Raw genomic sequence first — 16,999 nt, 5'->3', positions numbered from 1 at the left:
GGTCTATTGATGAAAAACTGTCATGGCGGGGAAATACCAGCCTTCATACACCACGGTCTTGTTCAGGGCGCCGGTAGCGGCATTGTAGAACAGTACCCTGTTCACACTGCCTGAATACGGGCCGTTGATAGTAGTGATCACCAGCTCGTTGGTACGGGCGTCATAGGCTACGCCTGCTCCGTAGAAATACTGCCCATCCGGCAGGGTGATGAAAGGTTCGTTAAGGGAAGCGGCATTGCCCACGGCATAACGGTACAGTTTGGTGCCGTAAGACCAGTTCTTGCCCGGTTCTATGATATAAACGTTGTCCTCTTTGGCAGAGGCCGCCATAGACACGCTCCGCCAGGCGCCCCACGGCGCCGCGGCCTTGAATGGCATCTTCACGGAATCCAGCTTGAGGGTGGCCGGGTTGATGCTCATCAGCATGGAATCTTTTGCGGCATATACATCGCCGTTTTTGGCCTGTACAAAACCGATGGTGGCTTTGGTAGGAACCTGCACCACGCCGAAGGTAACAGCGTCCAGCACTACCATGCCATCTTTGGCGGAGTGTACGAACACATAATCTCCCGCTTTGAGCATGTTGCCTACCGTGCCGGTAATGCCGCCCAGTTTGGCGCCCAGCCCGAGCGTGTTGAGGTTGAGGGGGTAGATGCCGTCTCCGGCGCTGAGGAGGCCGCGGGTATTGTCTATCCCAACAAAGGTCATGGCATCGCCGCCGGCGGGCTTGTCAATGCGCCCGGTTTCCTTCAGCGTCAGGGCGTCTGCCACCACCAGCGGGCCGCCGGCTTTGACCACCATGTACAGCTTGCCGTTGTACACAGCGCCGTATTGCAGCGTGTTCATTACGCCGCCCAATGTTTTACCGGGGTTTTCGTGTTTGTACACCCATGTTCTGACGGTGTCCGTACCATACTCATAAAAGTGTACGCTGCCGGTTTCCGTACCGAACCAGCCTTCGTTCAACACAAAAAAGCCGTTCTCGTACCGGCCCCATACCTTGATGTTGTAGGTCAGCGAGTCTATGCCGGCGGCATTGCTCATACGGAAGGTAATGCGGTAGCTGCCGCTTTCCTTTGCTTCAAAGGTGTACACGGAATCCGTTCCTACCGGCGCGCCGTTCACGCTCCATTGAAAAGCGGCGCCCAGCGGCTGGCTAAGCTGCGGGCTGAGCCGCAGCGTTTGCCCGATGCGGAGGGAGTCTGTGGTTTTGGCCGCGGAAATGACCGGGCGCTGGAAAACCGGCCCGTTGTTCCTGCTACAGGCGGCCATAAAGGCGAGCAGCGCCAGGCCCGCCAACAGGCGTAAATGTTTCTTCATATGCTTGCTGTTTGTACAATGACAACTTCATAGCATGCATGTGCGGCAACCTTGGCTTTTCAGCACATGGCGTATGCACATGGCATACCCAACGCGCATAAAAGGGGGATCAGTAAAATGAGAATATAACGCCCGTAAAGGCTTTACATTCCTGGCTTTTCACCCGAAAGCGTTGAATGGTAATACAATTGGCAGGTCTTCTGGCTCTCCTGCTTTTCCGGCGGGCCTTCCCTTCCGTAGTGGAAAGTGGCTTGGAGATGACTCCGGAAAAACGTCCCGGTTTTTGACCAGGGCAGGATTACAGCTACGGGGATAGCTCCGGCATTGCACCGGATTCCCTTTTAATACATACCCGTTTAACGGGGCACTGTAACCAAATGTGGCGCAAACCTACGGTTATGTGTGGAATTATCCAAATCAGGGGGGATGACAGTGGTCATCGGCCACCGAACCAGGCGGGGATACAACCGGCTTAACATGAAAGCGAACAGCCTACGCGCCCTTCCCCAGAACCGTGCGTAGCATACAACCAGGTTGGTGCGAGAATAAATGGCAAGCCTAGGCGCCCTCCACCAGGTATAACGCTTCCAGCAGCATGATGCCGCTCATCTGGATGGAAGCATCCTGCCCGGGCGTGGCAGGCGCTTTGCGCCAGCGGGTGTCAAAGATGTACTGCGGGCGGAGGGTGCCGTTTTCCAGCAGGCTGCGGCCATTGTTGCGCAGCCAGGAGATGAAGCGGGCTTTCACAGGGGCTTCCAGGTTACCGTGTAATATGAGCTGCGTGAAGTAGCGGATGAAAATGCCTTTGAACAGGCCGCCGTCACCATTGTTCTCCCCTTTCAGTATGCCGCCCGGCGAGAACCGCACCGTATCTTCCATCACATACGTTGCAGTGCGCAGTGCATCTGCCAGGTAAACGGGCTCCCGCGTAATGGTGTACAGCTCCAGCGCGCCGCCCAGCCAGGTGCCCTGGTTGTAGGTAAATACCATACCGGGGCGGGTATTGGTCTGCGGCACGCCGTTCTTCACTTCAATATTGTCCCACACGGTGCCGTTGGCCGGGTTAACGAGGTGTTGCTTTTGCCAGGCATAGATCTGTTTGGCGAAGGCCAGGTCTTCCGGCTGCTGGAAGAGCTTGTAGCGCCGCGCGGCAATGATCATGGCCGGCCCGTTGGAGCAGGCGTTCTTGGAATGCGGCGTGGTCTTCATCCACATAATGCCGCCGCCGGCCACGGGCGTCCAGCCTTTTTTGATGTCTGTCCACAGCGTATCCGCCACCGCGGCGTAACGCTTGTTGCCGGTGGCCTCATAAGCCCGCAACAGCGCCAGCACCAGCCATTGCTCATCGTCATAATACTCGTTCAGCCACTGGCCGCCGTTCTTCCGGCGCATACCGTCCAGCAACAGGTTAAGCTGCTGCAGATAGCTTTGGCGGCTGGTACGCAGGTAACCGTCTACCAGTATATCCGCCGCATGGGCGTTCCACCAGTAATCAAATGCATCGTTACCGGTGTTGTTATGTTTGTAATAATGTTGCGAATCTGACCAGTAGCAGGTATTGAGAGCATGGTAACCGCTGTCTGCCGCATTGCCCCAGTGTTGGGCGCGGGCGCTGATGCAGCCCAGCAGGGCGGTGAGTAAAAGTAAACTGCGCATGCGGCAAAATAGTAAATTCAGGGAATACTTCCGGCCTTCCCGTTATTTCAGCCGCACCGGCTCTATGCGGAAACCGTTTTGCCGGAGAGACAGCAGCAGGCTGCTTTCATATTGCAGATGCGCCAGACCTACCGCCACAAAACACCTTTTCTCTTTCAGGGCCTTCAGCAGGCGCGGCACCCAATAGCGGTTCCTTTCTATGAGCAAATGATAGTCGTCACTGCCGGGAGCTGCCGGTGCAGGCTTTTTGAACATGTAATCAATGTCCATTCTGCCATACTCCCCGTCTGCCAACATCTTGCTGTAGGTTTTGGCGGTTGTCAGGTCTTTTACCAGGCCGGTGATGATGCCCGCCCATTCTTCCTCACTACCGTCATGCGCCCGCGCGCTGTCCCGCATGGCAAAGCCGCTGTCCAGCCGTACTACCGGTACGCCCATTCCTTCCCCTGCTTTCACCACATAGGTATCCACAGAGCCATCCGGCCCCTGGTAGGTACCGCCGCCTTCCGCCTGCTCCATGGCCATAACGGCCTCCATCAGCATAAACACCGGCAAACCGGCGCTGTCCATCATACTGAACAGCCCCTCCTGCCGGGCGGAAAAATACGCGTCTACCACCTGGTAATCCGCGGGGGGGAACAGTTCCTTAAAAGACTTTTTCCGGACGCCCAGCGCGGCCAGGCCGGCCTTGCTCAGCCCTTCCTTTCCCTCCACCACCATACATTCCGCTTCATGAACGAGTTTGGAAACATACTGCATGGTGTCAATGAAAGTGCCCGGGTAGGCATGGTTGGTGCCCAGCACGTAGGAGCTGCCCGGCAGGCTGCGGTGGCTTACCTTCCATAAAATGGTCTGCGGACGGTCTGGCAGGGAACGCTGGGCAACGGCTAATACAGGAAAAAGTAACAGGGAAAAGAGGATGCGCTTCATGGAACAGCGGGAATTTCATACAATGTATAACTTTCCGGGAAACAGTTCAAGCCACTATTTCCCGGAAAGTGACAGCCGGCTCAAAGCGTGGCCATGTCTATCACGAAGCGGTAACGAACGTCTCCTTTCAACATTCTTTCATACGCGGTGTTGACGTCTTTGATATCGATCACTTCCACATCAGACACAATGTTGTGCTCCGCGCAGTAATCCAGCATTTCCTGCGTTTCCGGGATGCCGCCGATCATGGAACCGGCAATGCTGCGGCGTTTGCCGATGAGGTTGAAGCCCAGCAGCTCTGTAGGCGTAGGCGGCACGCCCACGCAGATCTGCACGCCGTCTGTTTTCAGCATGGACAGTACCCTGTTGTAATCATGCGGAGCGGATACCGTGTCAATAATAAAATCGAAATAATTGCGCACGCTTTTGGCCTGCGCGGCATCGGAGGTGAGCACAAATTTGTGGGCACCCAGTTTTTTAGCGTCCGCTTCCTTGGATGCGGAAGTACTGAGCATGGTCACTTCCGCGCCAAAGGAGGCGGCAAACTTCACGGCCATATGCCCGAGGCCACCCAGGCCCATAATGCCCACTTTGTGCCCCTTCCCTACCTTCCAGTGCCGCAGCGGGGAGTACGTAGTAATGCCGGCGCAGAGCAGCGGCGCCACGTTGGCCAGGGGCAGCTTGTCAGACACCTTCAGCACAAAGGCCTCGTCTGTTACTATCATGCTGGAATAGCCGCCGTAGGTAGGCGTTTTTTTGTCTTGCTCCAGGGAATTATAGGTGCCGGAGGAGCCGTTCTCACAATATTGTTCCAACCCTTTCTCACAGCTTTCGCAATGGCGGCAGCTGTCTACCAGGCAACCAACGGCCGCCAGGTCTCCCACCTTGAAGCGGGCTACCTTATTGCCCACTTTGGTAACGCGGCCCACTATTTCGTGGCCGGGCACCATGGGGAAAATAGCGCCGCCCCATTCATCACGGACCTGGTGCAGGTCACTGTGGCAAACGCCGCAATAAAGGATATCAAACTGCACATCGTGCGGGCCGGGCTGGCGACGGGCAAACGTCCAGGGGGCCAGCGGCGTGGCGGCATTCTGTGCTGCATAAGCTCTTACTTCAGACATTGTTTCGTTTTTATGGTATTAAGATACGAAGTCAATGCATAAACAACAATGCCGCGCTATTTTAGTTTGATGGAGAGGCTGCCCGGCGTGTTCTTCACTTCAAAAGCCGCTTCTTCGTAAGTGGCGGGCCGCATGGCGGGCATCACGTTGTTGGAGAAACCGTATTTCTCTTTGGGGATGCCCACCAGGTTGGTATCCAGGTCTTCATTCCCGTTCTCGTCCAGGAAAACGGAAATGGCGTACCGCCCCGCGGGCACCTGGTCAAACACCACTACCACCTCGCTTTTAGCCTGTACCGGCACTACCCTGGCCAGCGCCGTTTTTTTCGGTTTCATAAAAGCATCTTCACTGCCGTACCAGCCAATGTAGAGCTGTCCCTTTTTGTTCTCCAGGTTAGTGATCTTTACCTGGTACCTGGTTTGCGCGTTGGCGGAGAAGCTGCTGACCAGGGCGGCCACAATACCGGCAGCAATGTAACGTATGCCCATAAAGCTGTTTTAAAGAGGATGGAAAATACTGTGCCAGAGCAGATGGCGCATTATTTGATGCTGATGCTAATGTAAACAACTTTTATTATACCCATTAAAAGCAAGATCATGGCAAAGTATTCAAAAAAAGCGGGCGACAAGGTGGAACGGGCCATGCATGAAATGCATGAGGGTAAATTGAAGAGCGGGCGCAGCGGCAAGAAGGTTACCAGCCGCAAGCAAGCCATTGCCATAGGCCTTTCCGAAGCACGGGAGGAAGGCGCCAAAGTACCGAAGAAAGCGGCCAGCCCGAAAAGCGGTACCCGCAAGGCGGCGGCAAAGAAGGCGACGCCTAAAAAGGCCGCCACCCGGAAGGCGGCTGCAGGAAAAGCCACGGCCAGGAAAACAGCCCCGAAGAAGGCGGCGGCTAAAAAGGCCACCACCCGGAAGGCCGCCGGTAAAAAAGCAGCAGCTATGCGTAAACGCAATGCCGCCAAAAAGAGCAGCACCAGCAAGGCCACCGCATAAGATCAAGGCCGGTCCCGCAACAGGGCCGGCTTTTTTTGTAGAAATTCATCCACAGATAGCACCCGTCAAACATAAAAGCCCGGCATAAGCCGGGCTTCGTTCACGTAGGTGTAGAGAAAAACAATCAATTCGTAAGCCGCATGGTAGCACAAGCGTCTGCAGTAACGGTAACCGTACCCTGCCACGACTTGCTGCTGCATTTGGCGGTGAATGCATATTTGCCTGGGGCCAATGAAAAAGTGGCCGCGGAAGAAGCACCGCAAGACGGCGTGCCGCCGGAGTAATAACCGGTGATGCTCTTGGTGGAGCCGCCGCAGGTTACGCTGATAGCGCCGCATTTAAGGTCTGCCGCCGTCCAGAACATGGCGGTGCCGTTCCTGGCCGTGCCGCTGTTGCCGGTGAGCGTTACCAGGTTGCAGCCGTTGGCGTTCACGGTGATGCTGCCGTTCCAGGTGCGGCTGGCGCCTACGGCCGTATAGCTGTAGGTACCCACCGGCAGCTCAAAGTTAGCCGCATTGGAGCCGGTGCCACAGGGCGGCAGTTGCGGATACCAATACCCGCCATTGGTGCTTTTTGTTTGCCCGTTAACGGTAACCGTGATATTGCCCATTTTGGAATCGTTGGTGTAGAAAGTATACTTTCCGGTTTTGGGCTGCGTGGTGCCACCACCGCCGGTGCCGCCGCCACTGCCGCTGCAGCCCCAGTTGCTGACTTTTTTGTAAGGCGTGGCATTATGCGTTTCCAGGTATTGGTTGGGAACGCCCACCATCAGGGTGCTGCCATCCAGTTTCAGCGGTATTTTAAGGGTGTTGCCGCTGATCACGAAAGTCATAGACGGCTCGGAGGCGTTGAAGGTGCCGGTAGTGACCGTGCCGTTGCTACAGGTTTGCGCTACGTTGCCGTTGAGGTACAGGTAGGTGGTTGCCTGCCCGTCGTTCCGCTGCCAGTAGCCGCCGTAGCTGCCGGAAGAAGTGCCGCCTCCGCCGGTGCCGCCACCGGTACCACCCGTACCACCGGTGCCAGTACCACCAGTACCACCAGTGCCACCAGTTCCGCCGCTACCGCCGGAATTTTCAATGTCATCGCCTTCGTCAGTAATTTTTTCGCAGGAGTTAAACAAAACGAACATCAGGCCCAGCAATGCCCAGGCTCTAAGGGGAATGGAATACATATATTGTACATTTGGTGATTGTGGTGCTTCGGCAGGTCGTTCAAGTAAAGGGCTGGTCAAAACCATTTGCTGGCAACAAAAGTAGACTGCGGGGGCGTAGCGGGAAATACTTAAAAATAGGTATTTTTCAAAGGGGCGTCCGGGGGCGTAAAAAAAGCTGTTCCGGTCTTTTTCCTATGTGCTGTTTTTGTTACCCCTGCAGCAAGGCGGTAAACCGGCGTGCTTTACGGGGGCTGATCCGCCAAAAGTAGCGCACAATAGATGATGAGGCGGCAGCCAGCTTCATCCGCATTTCTGAAAAATAGTATCACTATTCTATAAAAATTAAGTGGCGGCGGAATTATCCGCAAAATACCTTTGGATAAAACACCAAAGGCATGCATACAGCAATAATTAAAGAAACGTTCCAACGGGATGGTTATGTGCTGATCCCTGCATTTCTGGATAGTGACGAAGTGAACGAGATCATTAAAAATTTCGAACGGGTTATTGAGCAGGTCACTCCCAACATGCCCGCAGAAAAAATGTTTTTCGAAGATAAAGATGACCCCTCAACACTCAAGCAACTGATCGACATACACCAGTATGATCAATTCTTCGACAACGTATTAAACAAAGGCAAATTTAAAGATATCGCCGCATTGCTGTTGAACGACAACGTTGTGGGCAAAACGCTGGAATATTTTAACAAGCCCCCGCGTATCGGGAAACCTACCCCTCCTCACCAGGATGGTTATTACTTTATGTTGAAACCCTCCGTTGCGGTAACCATGTGGATGGCGCTTGAACCGGCAGATGAGGAGAACGGATGCGTGAGATATATCAAGGGCTCACACCTTACCGGCATGCGGCCGCACGGGAGAACACAAACATTAGGCTTCTCGCAGCAGATCCTTGACTACGGGCCCGAAGACATCAATAAAGAGATCAGCATCACGGCAAAACCGGGAGATTTGCTGATTCACCATTCACTGACCATTCATACAGCAGGAGGCAACAAGAGCGCAACGCGTTCCAGAAAAGCGTTGGGATTAATCTACTTCGGCCTGTCTGCCCGGGAAGATACGGAAGCCAAGGCAGCCTATCAGAAAAAACTGCAGGCAGAACGAATGGGAAAACCCTGACTTCAGGGTGCATCACAACGGGAACAATAATAACCGCCCCGTTCATGCAAAATGCCCGGCCAGTATCTTCAGTTTTTCAGGGTCTACGATATTGCTGATCTGCAGGATACGCCCGTTTTCCGGAGATACGGCAAACACCTGGCATACATACAGCCGGTCTTCGACATAATATAGAAATGCGGGTTGGTGGTTGATGGTAGCGAACCTGACGCTGGAGCCCGTCTGGTAGGTGTGGTAAACATGAATGAGCAGCTCCGCCACATCCGGCACGCCGGTGCAGATGCGTTTCACCACATTCAGCTTGCCGCCGTCTGCGTAGAAGGCAATATCTTCCGCCAGCAGGCTTTCCAGCTTTTCCATATTGCGGCCGCGGATGGCCGCAATGTAATTTTCCAGCAGCGCGCTGGTTTGCGCGGAGCGGATGCCCGTAGCCGCCGGTTCTCCCGGCTTGAACAGCTTGGCTTTGGCGCGGCTCAGCAGCTTGCGGCTATGCTCCTCGGTGGTACCCAGGATGTCTGCAATCTCGTGGTGGGCATAATCAAAGCTCTCTTTCAGTATGAAAGCCGCCCGCTCCCGGGCGTTCAGCTTTTCCAGCAGCACCAGCAGCGAGTAAGACAAAATATCTTTCAGATAAACATTGGTGTCCGCCGCCTCAGTAGCCACCGGCTCCGGCAGCCATACCTCCGGTTGTACCGTGCGTTTTTTCCTGTTTTTGGCGTTGATGGCGTGGTTGATGACGCTTTTGACCAGGTAGGCCTTTTCGTTCTCAATACCCTCCCGCGGGGCGGCATAATAAGCCGTGAGCACGTCCTGCACAATATCCCGCGCATCTTCCGCGCTGCCGGCAATATTATAAGCGTATGGGAACAGCTGTTTCTGATAGTCTTTCATGACGATGCTTTTACAAGTTCTTTCCGGAGTAGGTGCAGGTTCATGATCACGATGGAAACAATGATCAGCACAATGCCTAACCATTGCCAGCCGTTCACCCGCTCATGCAGGAGCAGCCAGGCCATACTCACGGAAACCGGTATTTCAATAGCGATAATAATAGCCCCCAGCCCAATGCCCGTTTTGGGGAACCCGACGTTGAAGAGCAGCGGCGGTACAATGGTGCCGAACAACGCCAGCAACAGCCCCCATTTCCAGAAAATGGAAAAATGGAACTGCGCCGGCATGTTCAGCAAGCCCACGGCCAGTACCATGGCCGTGCCGCCTAATAATATAAAGAAGCCCTTCTTTTGGGGAGACATGCCGGTGGCCACGCTGTTAGACACATACAGGGATACCGTATAGGTCACCGCCGCCGCCAGGCCCCAGAGCAGCCCCTGCAGGTGGAGGCTGCCGCGGGCAGACAGCACGTTGGTAGCCAATACGGTACCCAGCAGCACAATAACCATGGCAATGATCTTGCTGATACCCGGCCAGCGGGTGGCCAGCAGGCTTTCCAGCACCACGCCCATCCAGATGGTTTGCATCAGCAATATCACGCAGATAGACACAGGCAGGTATTGCACGGAGAGGTAATAGAAAAAGCCCGTGAGCCCGTAGCAGGTGCCGCCGGCTATGAGCTTCCACGCATCGCGGCGGCTTTCTGGCGTACGGCTGTTTTCCGGCGTTTTTCGGTTTTCTGATGTACCGCCGTTTCCCGACGCTTTGCGGGGCGTTTTTTCCCTGAACAGCCACAGGCAGCCCATCACTACAAGCCCCGGCAGGTATTGCGCAAACGTTACTTCCGTGGTGGAATAGCCCTCGTTATAGGCCAGCCGCACAATGGTAGCCAATACCCCGTAGCTGGCCGCACCAATGCCTACGTATAGAATGCCTTTCAATAAATTCCTGTCCATGCTGCCTGTTTTCTACTGCAATGATACGTTTACTTTGTAATTCCCCGCTACCGTTCTGAACGCTTTGTTCAGGCGGTTCCAGGTATTGATGGTGGCGATGGCCAGGGTGAGGTTGGCGATATCCTCCCTGGAGAAATGAGCTGTGAGGGCTTCATACACTTCATCGTCCGCATCACAGTGAATGGTCAGCGCGTCCGCGTAGGCGAGCGCAGCCCTTTCCGCTTCTGTGTAATACGGCGTTTCCCGCCAGGCGGCCAGGCCGTGCAGGCGCTGTTCGGATTCCCCGCGGTGGATGGCGTCCTTATAATGCATGTCAATGCAGAAAGCGCAACCGTTGATCTGGGATACGCGGTAGTAGACCAGCTCCTGTAGTTGGGCGTTGAGGCCGGAGCTGCGTACGAAGCTGCCGGTTTTGAGGAGGCCGTCCATAAAGCCTTTGGGTGTGTCCTGATAAGAGATCCTTGGTTCCATTTTGTTTAAATTTTTGAAGGTTCTCTAATAAGACACAATTGGGGGGAGGAACGTGACGGGGGAAGGGGGATTTTTTTGAAAACATTTTTGGGGACGACGTAAAATGGCTTTAGATGGGAAACGACGGTTACCCATGATAAGTTATAGAAAATTAATTCTTATGGCAAGAAGCCCTGGTTTACCATTTCCTTTACATTCTGGATTCTTGCCCTTAGAGAGCATAAGTTCATGGTTGGTCAGAAGATATATACTAAAGCAGCATAAACAATAATAAACTACTTTAGCATCATCATCTTTAATGAAAAAAATTTCTGGGTCTTTCAGACCATATGTAATGGTAACCCTCGTCCCCCTTTTGTAAGATGTTTTAAAAGCACAGAAATCTCTAGCACCCAAAAGCCTGCTGCATAGAAAGCTATTGGGAAACCTTGTATTGATAGTCATACTTCTTCAGAATCTTGCCATCATGATCACGGATCAGCGTTAGCCGCCCAAGGCTGTCATACTCATAAAAAATAGTTCTTCCAGACGGATCGGTCTCCGACGTCATGCCCGTCAATGGTGCATAAGTATACGTTGTAACCAGTGCATTGGGGAGATTGATACGAAGTTTGTTCAATTCAGCCCTCATCTGCGAATCAGTATATGTTCCGTTTACATTATCAAGCAAAGCCTGGTTGACATGAGCTTTGGCCGTATTATAGTTGCTTCCTATTATTTTTGCAACAGGATATAGAGAATTGTAACCCCAGAAATAAACTTCTTTTACATCTTCTATTTTCTGTTGTTCCAAAATATTACCGTGAAGATCATATTCATTGAATTGGAACCTGGGTTGATAGTGCGAATCAAAAGAAACAGCGCCATTGATGTTCTTTGATTGTGTAAAATTGAGAATAGGACCCGGTGCCTCTGTCACCATCAATCTATCAGCAAGGGGCTTATCTGTCCTATATACTTGAAATAACCCATCAATCAATTTGTCTGTAGTAGCAGTCCGTATCTTTATTTTTTCAATCCATGGATTTAGAACGTGAACATCCTGGAGTGCCTTTATTCCAGCGGAAACATTATCCGTTGCTGTTATCGCACCATAATCAGCCGGATAGGTCATCTTCATCGTCGTCATTGTGCCATCGCTATTCCAGTTTTCTTCCTTTGAAAGTTGGAAATCTGCGTTATAATAATAACTGGTCTTCTGATGAAGCACTTGACTTCCGTTATAGACCTTTGTTGTTTTCTCAGAAAGCACTTTATTGGCAGTGGATATACGATAACTCTCAAAATCAAAAATGGAATTTATGCCACAGGCATAAAAATCGCCGCTATTATAACTTGCGTTGGATGGCGCCAGAAAACGGCGAACTTTAAGTCCATAAAGGTTTACTTCCCCTACAACATCATAGGTACATGAATCCTTCAAAACTAATTTGTAGCTACCGCTACTGGATTTGTAAACCGATCTTGTTTTCAGAACAGGAGTGTTCCACGATTCATAGCTTGATATGTAATAATTGGGGTAGGCAATATAGTTAGTCTGCAATGCTTGATTACATTGCGCTGGAGAATTGCCAGGATTAACGTTCTTGAAACCGGTATACTGACTATTGGTGGTATACTGGTACCAGTTTCCGTCAGAAGGAACATCATAAATATATTCTATTTTCCCACCATTTGTAATTTCTACTACTTTATCATATTGAACCGGAGCACCTAAAAACCCGCCAGAAGCAAGTTCTTCATTGGGCCGGGTACTGAATAATATTTCCTGAGCTACATATACCGGAGCACTGGCATTAGGGGTATATATGCAAACATAAGCCGGCCGATCTGTCATAAAATACGATTTGTCGGCCAGGTCAATATGTACCTTTCCGATACCATCCCCATTATTACCATAGAAATATTGCTTCACCAACGTTCCGTTATTTACCTGATCGTTCGATGAAATTCGCTTTATTCTTATTCCAGCATATTTCGTCGCAATCATCCCATCTTTGATCCCCGTGTATGCGTTAGGCTCATATTCGTAGGTTGTAGTACCTCCCGTTGGGTAAGTGATTTTACTCAGCGTAAAACATGCTGCATCATTTCCTGATGATGCAGCACGGTCGTTACCGGTTAGCCCGTAAAAGCTTAGTGTTTGCGGAACTCCCGAGCTATTGCAATAAGAATAAACACCGAAGTCAGGAAATTTATACGTATTTGAAGGCTGCCGCTTATAATACCCCCAATAATCTGGGGTAAAGTTGCCCAAGTCCCCCTGGTCCCTGTCATAATAATCAAACTTATATGTTTGGCTAGCTGCAGTTTCGCTACCAGATATTTTAACCTCATCCAGAAAATGATGCAACGTACTGGAATAGGTAAATTCTATATTCCTAATTATTTCGTTTTGTTTATTCTTAATAACTATACTAGTGAGAAAACCAACAGACGTGGTCCTGTTAAAAGTTACCGTCAATTCATTTGATACTATTTCACTTATGCGTTTAATATTGTAGTGGGAAGGCGGAGTATAGGATATGCTAGCAAACCCATCTTGACTGCAGGGCTCGATAGCAGATCCGGAATGAGCCACAAAACTTACATTTGGTTCAAATGTTGATTCAACATATGAATTATAACTAAATCTGACATAGTTGCCAAACAGATCATCAATATCAGATATTACCCAGGCGGTAGGCGGTATGGGGAAATATCCTCCAGCATTACCATTATTTTCGGTGGGGCCTGTTTTGTACTTAATTCCATTCCCGTCTTTCAATTCAAAATAATTAATTGATAAGTCGGGGTTTTGAACGTAGTTAACAGAAAGATTGGAACGGGATATTTGCCTGATTGTTTTCGCCTGCCTGTCTTCTATCACAAATGTTCCGCTCTGTGACGGCAAAGAATACGTAAATAGGTCAAATTCGCCATCAGACAATTGGGTCGGCAACGGAATATCCGGTTCCTCCAATCTGATAAACTGCGCCAGATAAGTATCTCTTGACTTATTGGTGCTAAAGTTGGATGGAACATCCAGACCAGAGATTTCAGGCTTGGGAAATAACTCGTCAGGTCTTCCGTTTATGGTCCTGGAAATCCTGCAGCCAGGTTCTAGTACCCAACCAACTCCGACTTCGCCATCAGCCTGCCCATATTTAATACCAGAAGCGTGATAGTTTAAACTAATTGGCACTGATATACTCCCTATTTTTATTTCATATAATGGTATTGATATCTGCGGCACGCCATTATACAAACTTACCTGATAGTTAATGTATTTGTCATATTCCCTGCTAGATGGTGAAGGCGGAATAATCTGAGCTAGGTTTCCTGATTGGGCAAACGAGTCTGTAGCAGTATATAGAACAAAATTAAAGATTACCAGGGTAACCAATTTTGCAATATTGAATCGTAAAGTGGATTGGGTTATCATATATTAGGTATAGGTATTGAACAATAATAAGCACATTTTTTTTATTTTCATATAAAGCACGCAAGGCATACGCTTAAAACACAAGCCCGCGCGGATCGCGCGGGCTTTGCTTAATAATAATGCATTAAAATTTAACAGGCCAAAACATCCTTACTGGAACTTTTCGCCCTTTACAACTCCCTGCTTTCCACTTGGGCATAATAGATAATACTCGTAATGCTTCTTTGTCTACTAATGTTAACTCCGTCTCTGATTTTTTATAAATATGACCATCTGTTACCCGTCCAGTAGCATCAATAATAAACACTAAGTTGATCGAACCTTGAAAATGGTCCTGATTCTCCGGATATCGAAAATTATTCCTGAAAAATTCCAAAAGGCTAACTTCTCCCTTCTCAAATTCAGGCATCTTATCCACGTTAGTGTATACCCGGCGTTGCAAAATTGAATCATATTCTTGGCTACAATCTTGTGCTGTTGTACTATTAACCCTATGCTGCGCATCACAACTCCATAACATACAGAGCTGTAGCAACGATATTAATATAACCTTATTCATTCTGCTTCTTTTTAACTTCTTCTCCTGGTGTATTGATCCAATAATTCAAATAACCCGAACTTCCCGGCACACCAGCACCATTATTCTGCAATTTAATTTCGTTTAGCAACATTTTAATTTGGTCTTTAGTCAAATAAGAAGGTGACTGACCCGTGCTTTTCCATAAATCGCCAGACTTCTTCCCGTCTATATTGATCATGGGGTAATTCATTATATTGAATGGGATTTTAGAATCTGTGGCAGGTGTAGTTGAATAATTATTTCCACCCTCACTAACAAGTTTCGTATCTGCACCTTGCGTCTTTTCAAAGGGATGCTCGAACCTAACTGTGTGTAAAAGCTCATGAACTGCATCATTAGCCACCATTTCAGGAGAACGTAAATTTCCTTTCTTGTCAAAAATATTTACACTTGAAGCAGAAAATATAGTTTGCCCTCCCACTATACTTGCATCACCATAAAGGCTCAAACTCGGAACAACCACCCCTAACGCTTTTGAATCACCACCATTATATGTTACACTGCCTGACATCGTCCCATCTGAGGACAATTGCATTGTGCTGTTTAACTGGCTACTAATAGCAGATTGATACGCAGCTATTTGCTCCGGCGAAAGTTTCAGGTTCTTATCCACGCTAAAATTTACATTAACACTTACATTAGTCGCCCCGGAACCGTCTATCTTGGAAACCCATTCCAGCCCCTCCAAATCAATCCCTGTAGTTACTTTATTCTCAGCATAAGCATAGGTACTATTATGAACATAGCTGCTTGCCAAAGGATCGACTTGCAAAAAGCGCCCTATCTGCGGATCCATTGTACGCCATTTCATCTGGTAAGTGTTCCACCCTAGATCATCGTCTAGTAGCTGACCGGTGAACTTATATTTATTCTCCAGCTTTCCTGGTGCTTTGGTACTGATCCCCGCCATCGTCAACCCAAACGGATAATAATGCGTCTCCTCCAACACCGCCCCCGGGCTGTTCATCACCACCAGGTTATCAAAGAACACATCCTGCGGCGTCTCATTGCTCGTATACACATACAGGAACCCGCCCTTCTTGATCACCATCTTGTCCTGCGCCAGCGTCTGCAACTGGTCCGGCTCCGCCTTCACCTGCCGCACGCCGCTGTTCTCTTCCACTAAGTTAAACGCATCGTCGAATAACGCAAAATTAAGGTATGCTTTTGGACGGTTGGCCTGGGCAGGGTCGGCCGGCTCCTTCTGCTTCATCCGCTCGTAGCCGTCATTTAAGAACTGTTCATTCAACGGGCTGCGGGCCATGTTCTCCCCGGCCGTTTCCTTATCCCCGCCACCCGGCTGCCCGCCGCCGAACGCCCGCAGCAGCGAGGTGGCCATGTCTGCCACCGGCACCAGCGATTTATCCTGCTTGCGCCCGATGGACTTGTAAAAGGCCTTGGCCCCGATGGAGATCGTATCTCCCGCCATCACCTTCAGCACCAGCGAGGGGCCCACCCGCTTGTCAGGGTGCTGACCGTTCAGTTTGGCCACCTGGCTGTTCTGGTTGCCCGCGCTGGCGTCCTGCGGGTAACCCGCCGGTTTGGCGCTGCGGCTGGACTCTATATTGCTGAACAGGGCGTTTTCCGTAGCAGAGCGCTCTGTTTCCATGCTCGCCAGGTACAGCTGCTGCTGGCTGCCTTCCGTCAGCACCATCCGCACGTTGCCCAGGTGGTCTTTGATAAAATAGTCATAAGTATACTCCACCGGCTGCACCTCACTGTTCACCCGGATGCGGCCTTCTTCATGGCTGATCAGCCGCAGGCTGTCATTCTCATAGACCAGCCCGCCGCTGTAGGCAGTAACAGTGGTCTTGCTTTGGGGGCCGGTCTGGTCTGTTACCGTTTTGCGGTGTTTGACGCCAGCAGCGTCATAGACGTACCGGATGCTGCCCTTGCCCGTGATCGTGACCAGCTCCGGAAGGTTCAGGTGGTTGTAAGTGATGGCGGAGATACCCTTGTTGTTATCCCGGGTCAGGTTGCCGTTAGGGTCCTGGTCATAGTCCAGGTCACCAGCGCTGCCGGTGGTGATCTCCTTAAAGTCGCCCAGCGTACTGGAGGGATTATTCTGGGCGTCATACACACCCTGCAGCCGGTTGCCGGTGGTGGCGCTGTTTTTCGTATAGTTGTAATAAAGGTTGTCGATGAGGCCGCTGGTGGTGGGGCCCGTCTTGCCCTCCTGCTGCATTTGAAGGATATTGCCGTTGGCGTCATAGGCACTGGTGGGGGTGACCCCATCCCCCATCTTCACATTAAACTTCGTGGCCGGGTTCTCCGCCCACGTATGCGCGGTACCGGGGCTTTCCCTGAAGTCCGCCTTCAGCAGCCGGTTGGCCGCATCATAGCTGTAACCATAGGCA

14 protein-coding genes and 1 riboswitch are annotated in these 16,999 nt (G+C 50.8%); of the genes, 2 read left to right on the top strand and 12 right to left on the bottom strand.

Going from position 1 to position 16,999, the window contains the following annotated elements; translation table 11 throughout:
- Positions 1-3: 3 nt before the first annotated feature.
- The 5 genes from D3A97_RS22090 to D3A97_RS22070 form a co-directional block, all read right to left on the bottom strand.
- Positions 4-1,320 (bottom strand): DUF5074 domain-containing protein, encoded by a 1,317-nt coding sequence (locus tag D3A97_RS22090; RefSeq protein ID WP_119080745.1) that lies wholly within the window; start codon positions 1,318-1,320, stop codon positions 4-6.
- A gap of 173 nt (positions 1,321-1,493) precedes the next feature.
- Positions 1,494-1,713: riboswitch (cobalamin riboswitch) on the bottom strand.
- A gap of 165 nt (positions 1,714-1,878) precedes the next feature.
- Positions 1,879-2,976, bottom strand: coding sequence for a glycoside hydrolase family 76 protein (locus tag D3A97_RS22085; protein WP_119080744.1), 1,098 nt, complete (start codon positions 2,974-2,976; stop codon positions 1,879-1,881).
- A 42-nt stretch (positions 2,977-3,018) separates the two neighbouring features.
- Positions 3,019-3,906 carry a TraB/GumN family protein gene (locus D3A97_RS22080; RefSeq protein ID WP_119080743.1) on the bottom strand — a complete coding sequence of 296 codons (888 nt, stop codon included), beginning with the start codon at positions 3,904-3,906 and terminating at the stop codon, positions 3,019-3,021.
- 80 nt (positions 3,907-3,986) lie between these two features.
- On the bottom strand, positions 3,987-5,030 hold the full coding sequence (locus D3A97_RS22075; RefSeq protein ID WP_119080742.1) for an NAD(P)-dependent alcohol dehydrogenase: 1,044 nt from the start codon (positions 5,028-5,030) through the stop codon (positions 3,987-3,989).
- Between the two features lie 56 nt (positions 5,031-5,086).
- Complete coding sequence (locus D3A97_RS22070; protein WP_119080741.1) at positions 5,087-5,518, bottom strand: DUF2141 domain-containing protein; 432 nt, start codon at positions 5,516-5,518, stop codon at positions 5,087-5,089.
- A 108-nt stretch (positions 5,519-5,626) separates the two neighbouring features.
- On the opposite strand from D3A97_RS22070, the gene D3A97_RS22065 reads away from it, so the two are divergent.
- Complete coding sequence (locus D3A97_RS22065) at positions 5,627-6,025, top strand: DUF6496 domain-containing protein (RefSeq protein WP_119080740.1); 399 nt, start codon at positions 5,627-5,629, stop codon at positions 6,023-6,025.
- Positions 6,026-6,149: 124 nt separating this feature from the next.
- Here the strand turns inward: D3A97_RS22065 and D3A97_RS22060 are convergent, their stop codons facing one another.
- Positions 6,150-7,196, bottom strand: coding sequence for a hypothetical protein (locus tag D3A97_RS22060; protein WP_157986690.1), 1,047 nt, complete (start codon positions 7,194-7,196; stop codon positions 6,150-6,152).
- Between the two features lie 377 nt (positions 7,197-7,573).
- Here D3A97_RS22060 and D3A97_RS22050 point away from each other — a divergent pair, with 377 nt between their 5' ends.
- Positions 7,574-8,320 carry a phytanoyl-CoA dioxygenase family protein gene (locus D3A97_RS22050; RefSeq protein ID WP_119080738.1) on the top strand — a complete coding sequence of 249 codons (747 nt, stop codon included), beginning with the start codon at positions 7,574-7,576 and terminating at the stop codon, positions 8,318-8,320.
- Between the two features lie 42 nt (positions 8,321-8,362).
- On the opposite strand, the gene D3A97_RS22045 is transcribed toward D3A97_RS22050, so the two are convergent.
- The 6 genes from D3A97_RS22045 to D3A97_RS22020 all read right to left on the bottom strand — a co-directional run.
- Positions 8,363-9,211 (bottom strand): sigma-70 family RNA polymerase sigma factor, encoded by an 849-nt coding sequence (locus D3A97_RS22045; RefSeq protein ID WP_119080737.1) that lies wholly within the window; start codon positions 9,209-9,211, stop codon positions 8,363-8,365.
- Positions 9,208-10,167: a DMT family transporter gene (locus tag D3A97_RS22040; RefSeq protein WP_119080736.1), complete on the bottom strand. Its 960-nt coding sequence runs from the start codon at positions 10,165-10,167 to the stop codon at positions 9,208-9,210. The genes D3A97_RS22045 and D3A97_RS22040 overlap by 4 nt, the downstream gene beginning before the upstream one ends.
- Positions 10,168-10,179: 12 nt before the next feature.
- On the bottom strand, positions 10,180-10,638 hold the full coding sequence (locus D3A97_RS22035) for a carboxymuconolactone decarboxylase family protein (protein ID WP_119080735.1): 459 nt from the start codon (positions 10,636-10,638) through the stop codon (positions 10,180-10,182).
- A gap of 415 nt (positions 10,639-11,053) precedes the next feature.
- Positions 11,054-14,062, bottom strand: a complete 3,009-nt coding sequence (locus D3A97_RS22030) for an RHS repeat domain-containing protein (protein ID WP_119080734.1) — start codon at positions 14,060-14,062, stop codon at positions 11,054-11,056.
- Positions 14,063-14,186: 124 nt separating this feature from the next.
- Entirely contained in the window at positions 14,187-14,621 is a 435-nt protein-coding gene (locus tag D3A97_RS22025) for an energy transducer TonB (protein WP_119080733.1), read from the bottom strand.
- A partial coding sequence (locus D3A97_RS22020; RefSeq protein WP_198674130.1) for an RHS repeat-associated core domain-containing protein occupies positions 14,614-16,999 on the bottom strand: 2,386 nt, incomplete at its 5' end. The genes D3A97_RS22025 and D3A97_RS22020, both read right to left, overlap by 8 nt.

The sequence above is a fragment of the Chitinophaga alhagiae genome, from assembly GCF_003568665.1.
Lineage (GTDB): Bacteria > Bacteroidota > Bacteroidia > Chitinophagales > Chitinophagaceae > Chitinophaga > Chitinophaga alhagiae.
This window is presented reverse-complemented; position numbering and strand designations above follow the sequence as displayed.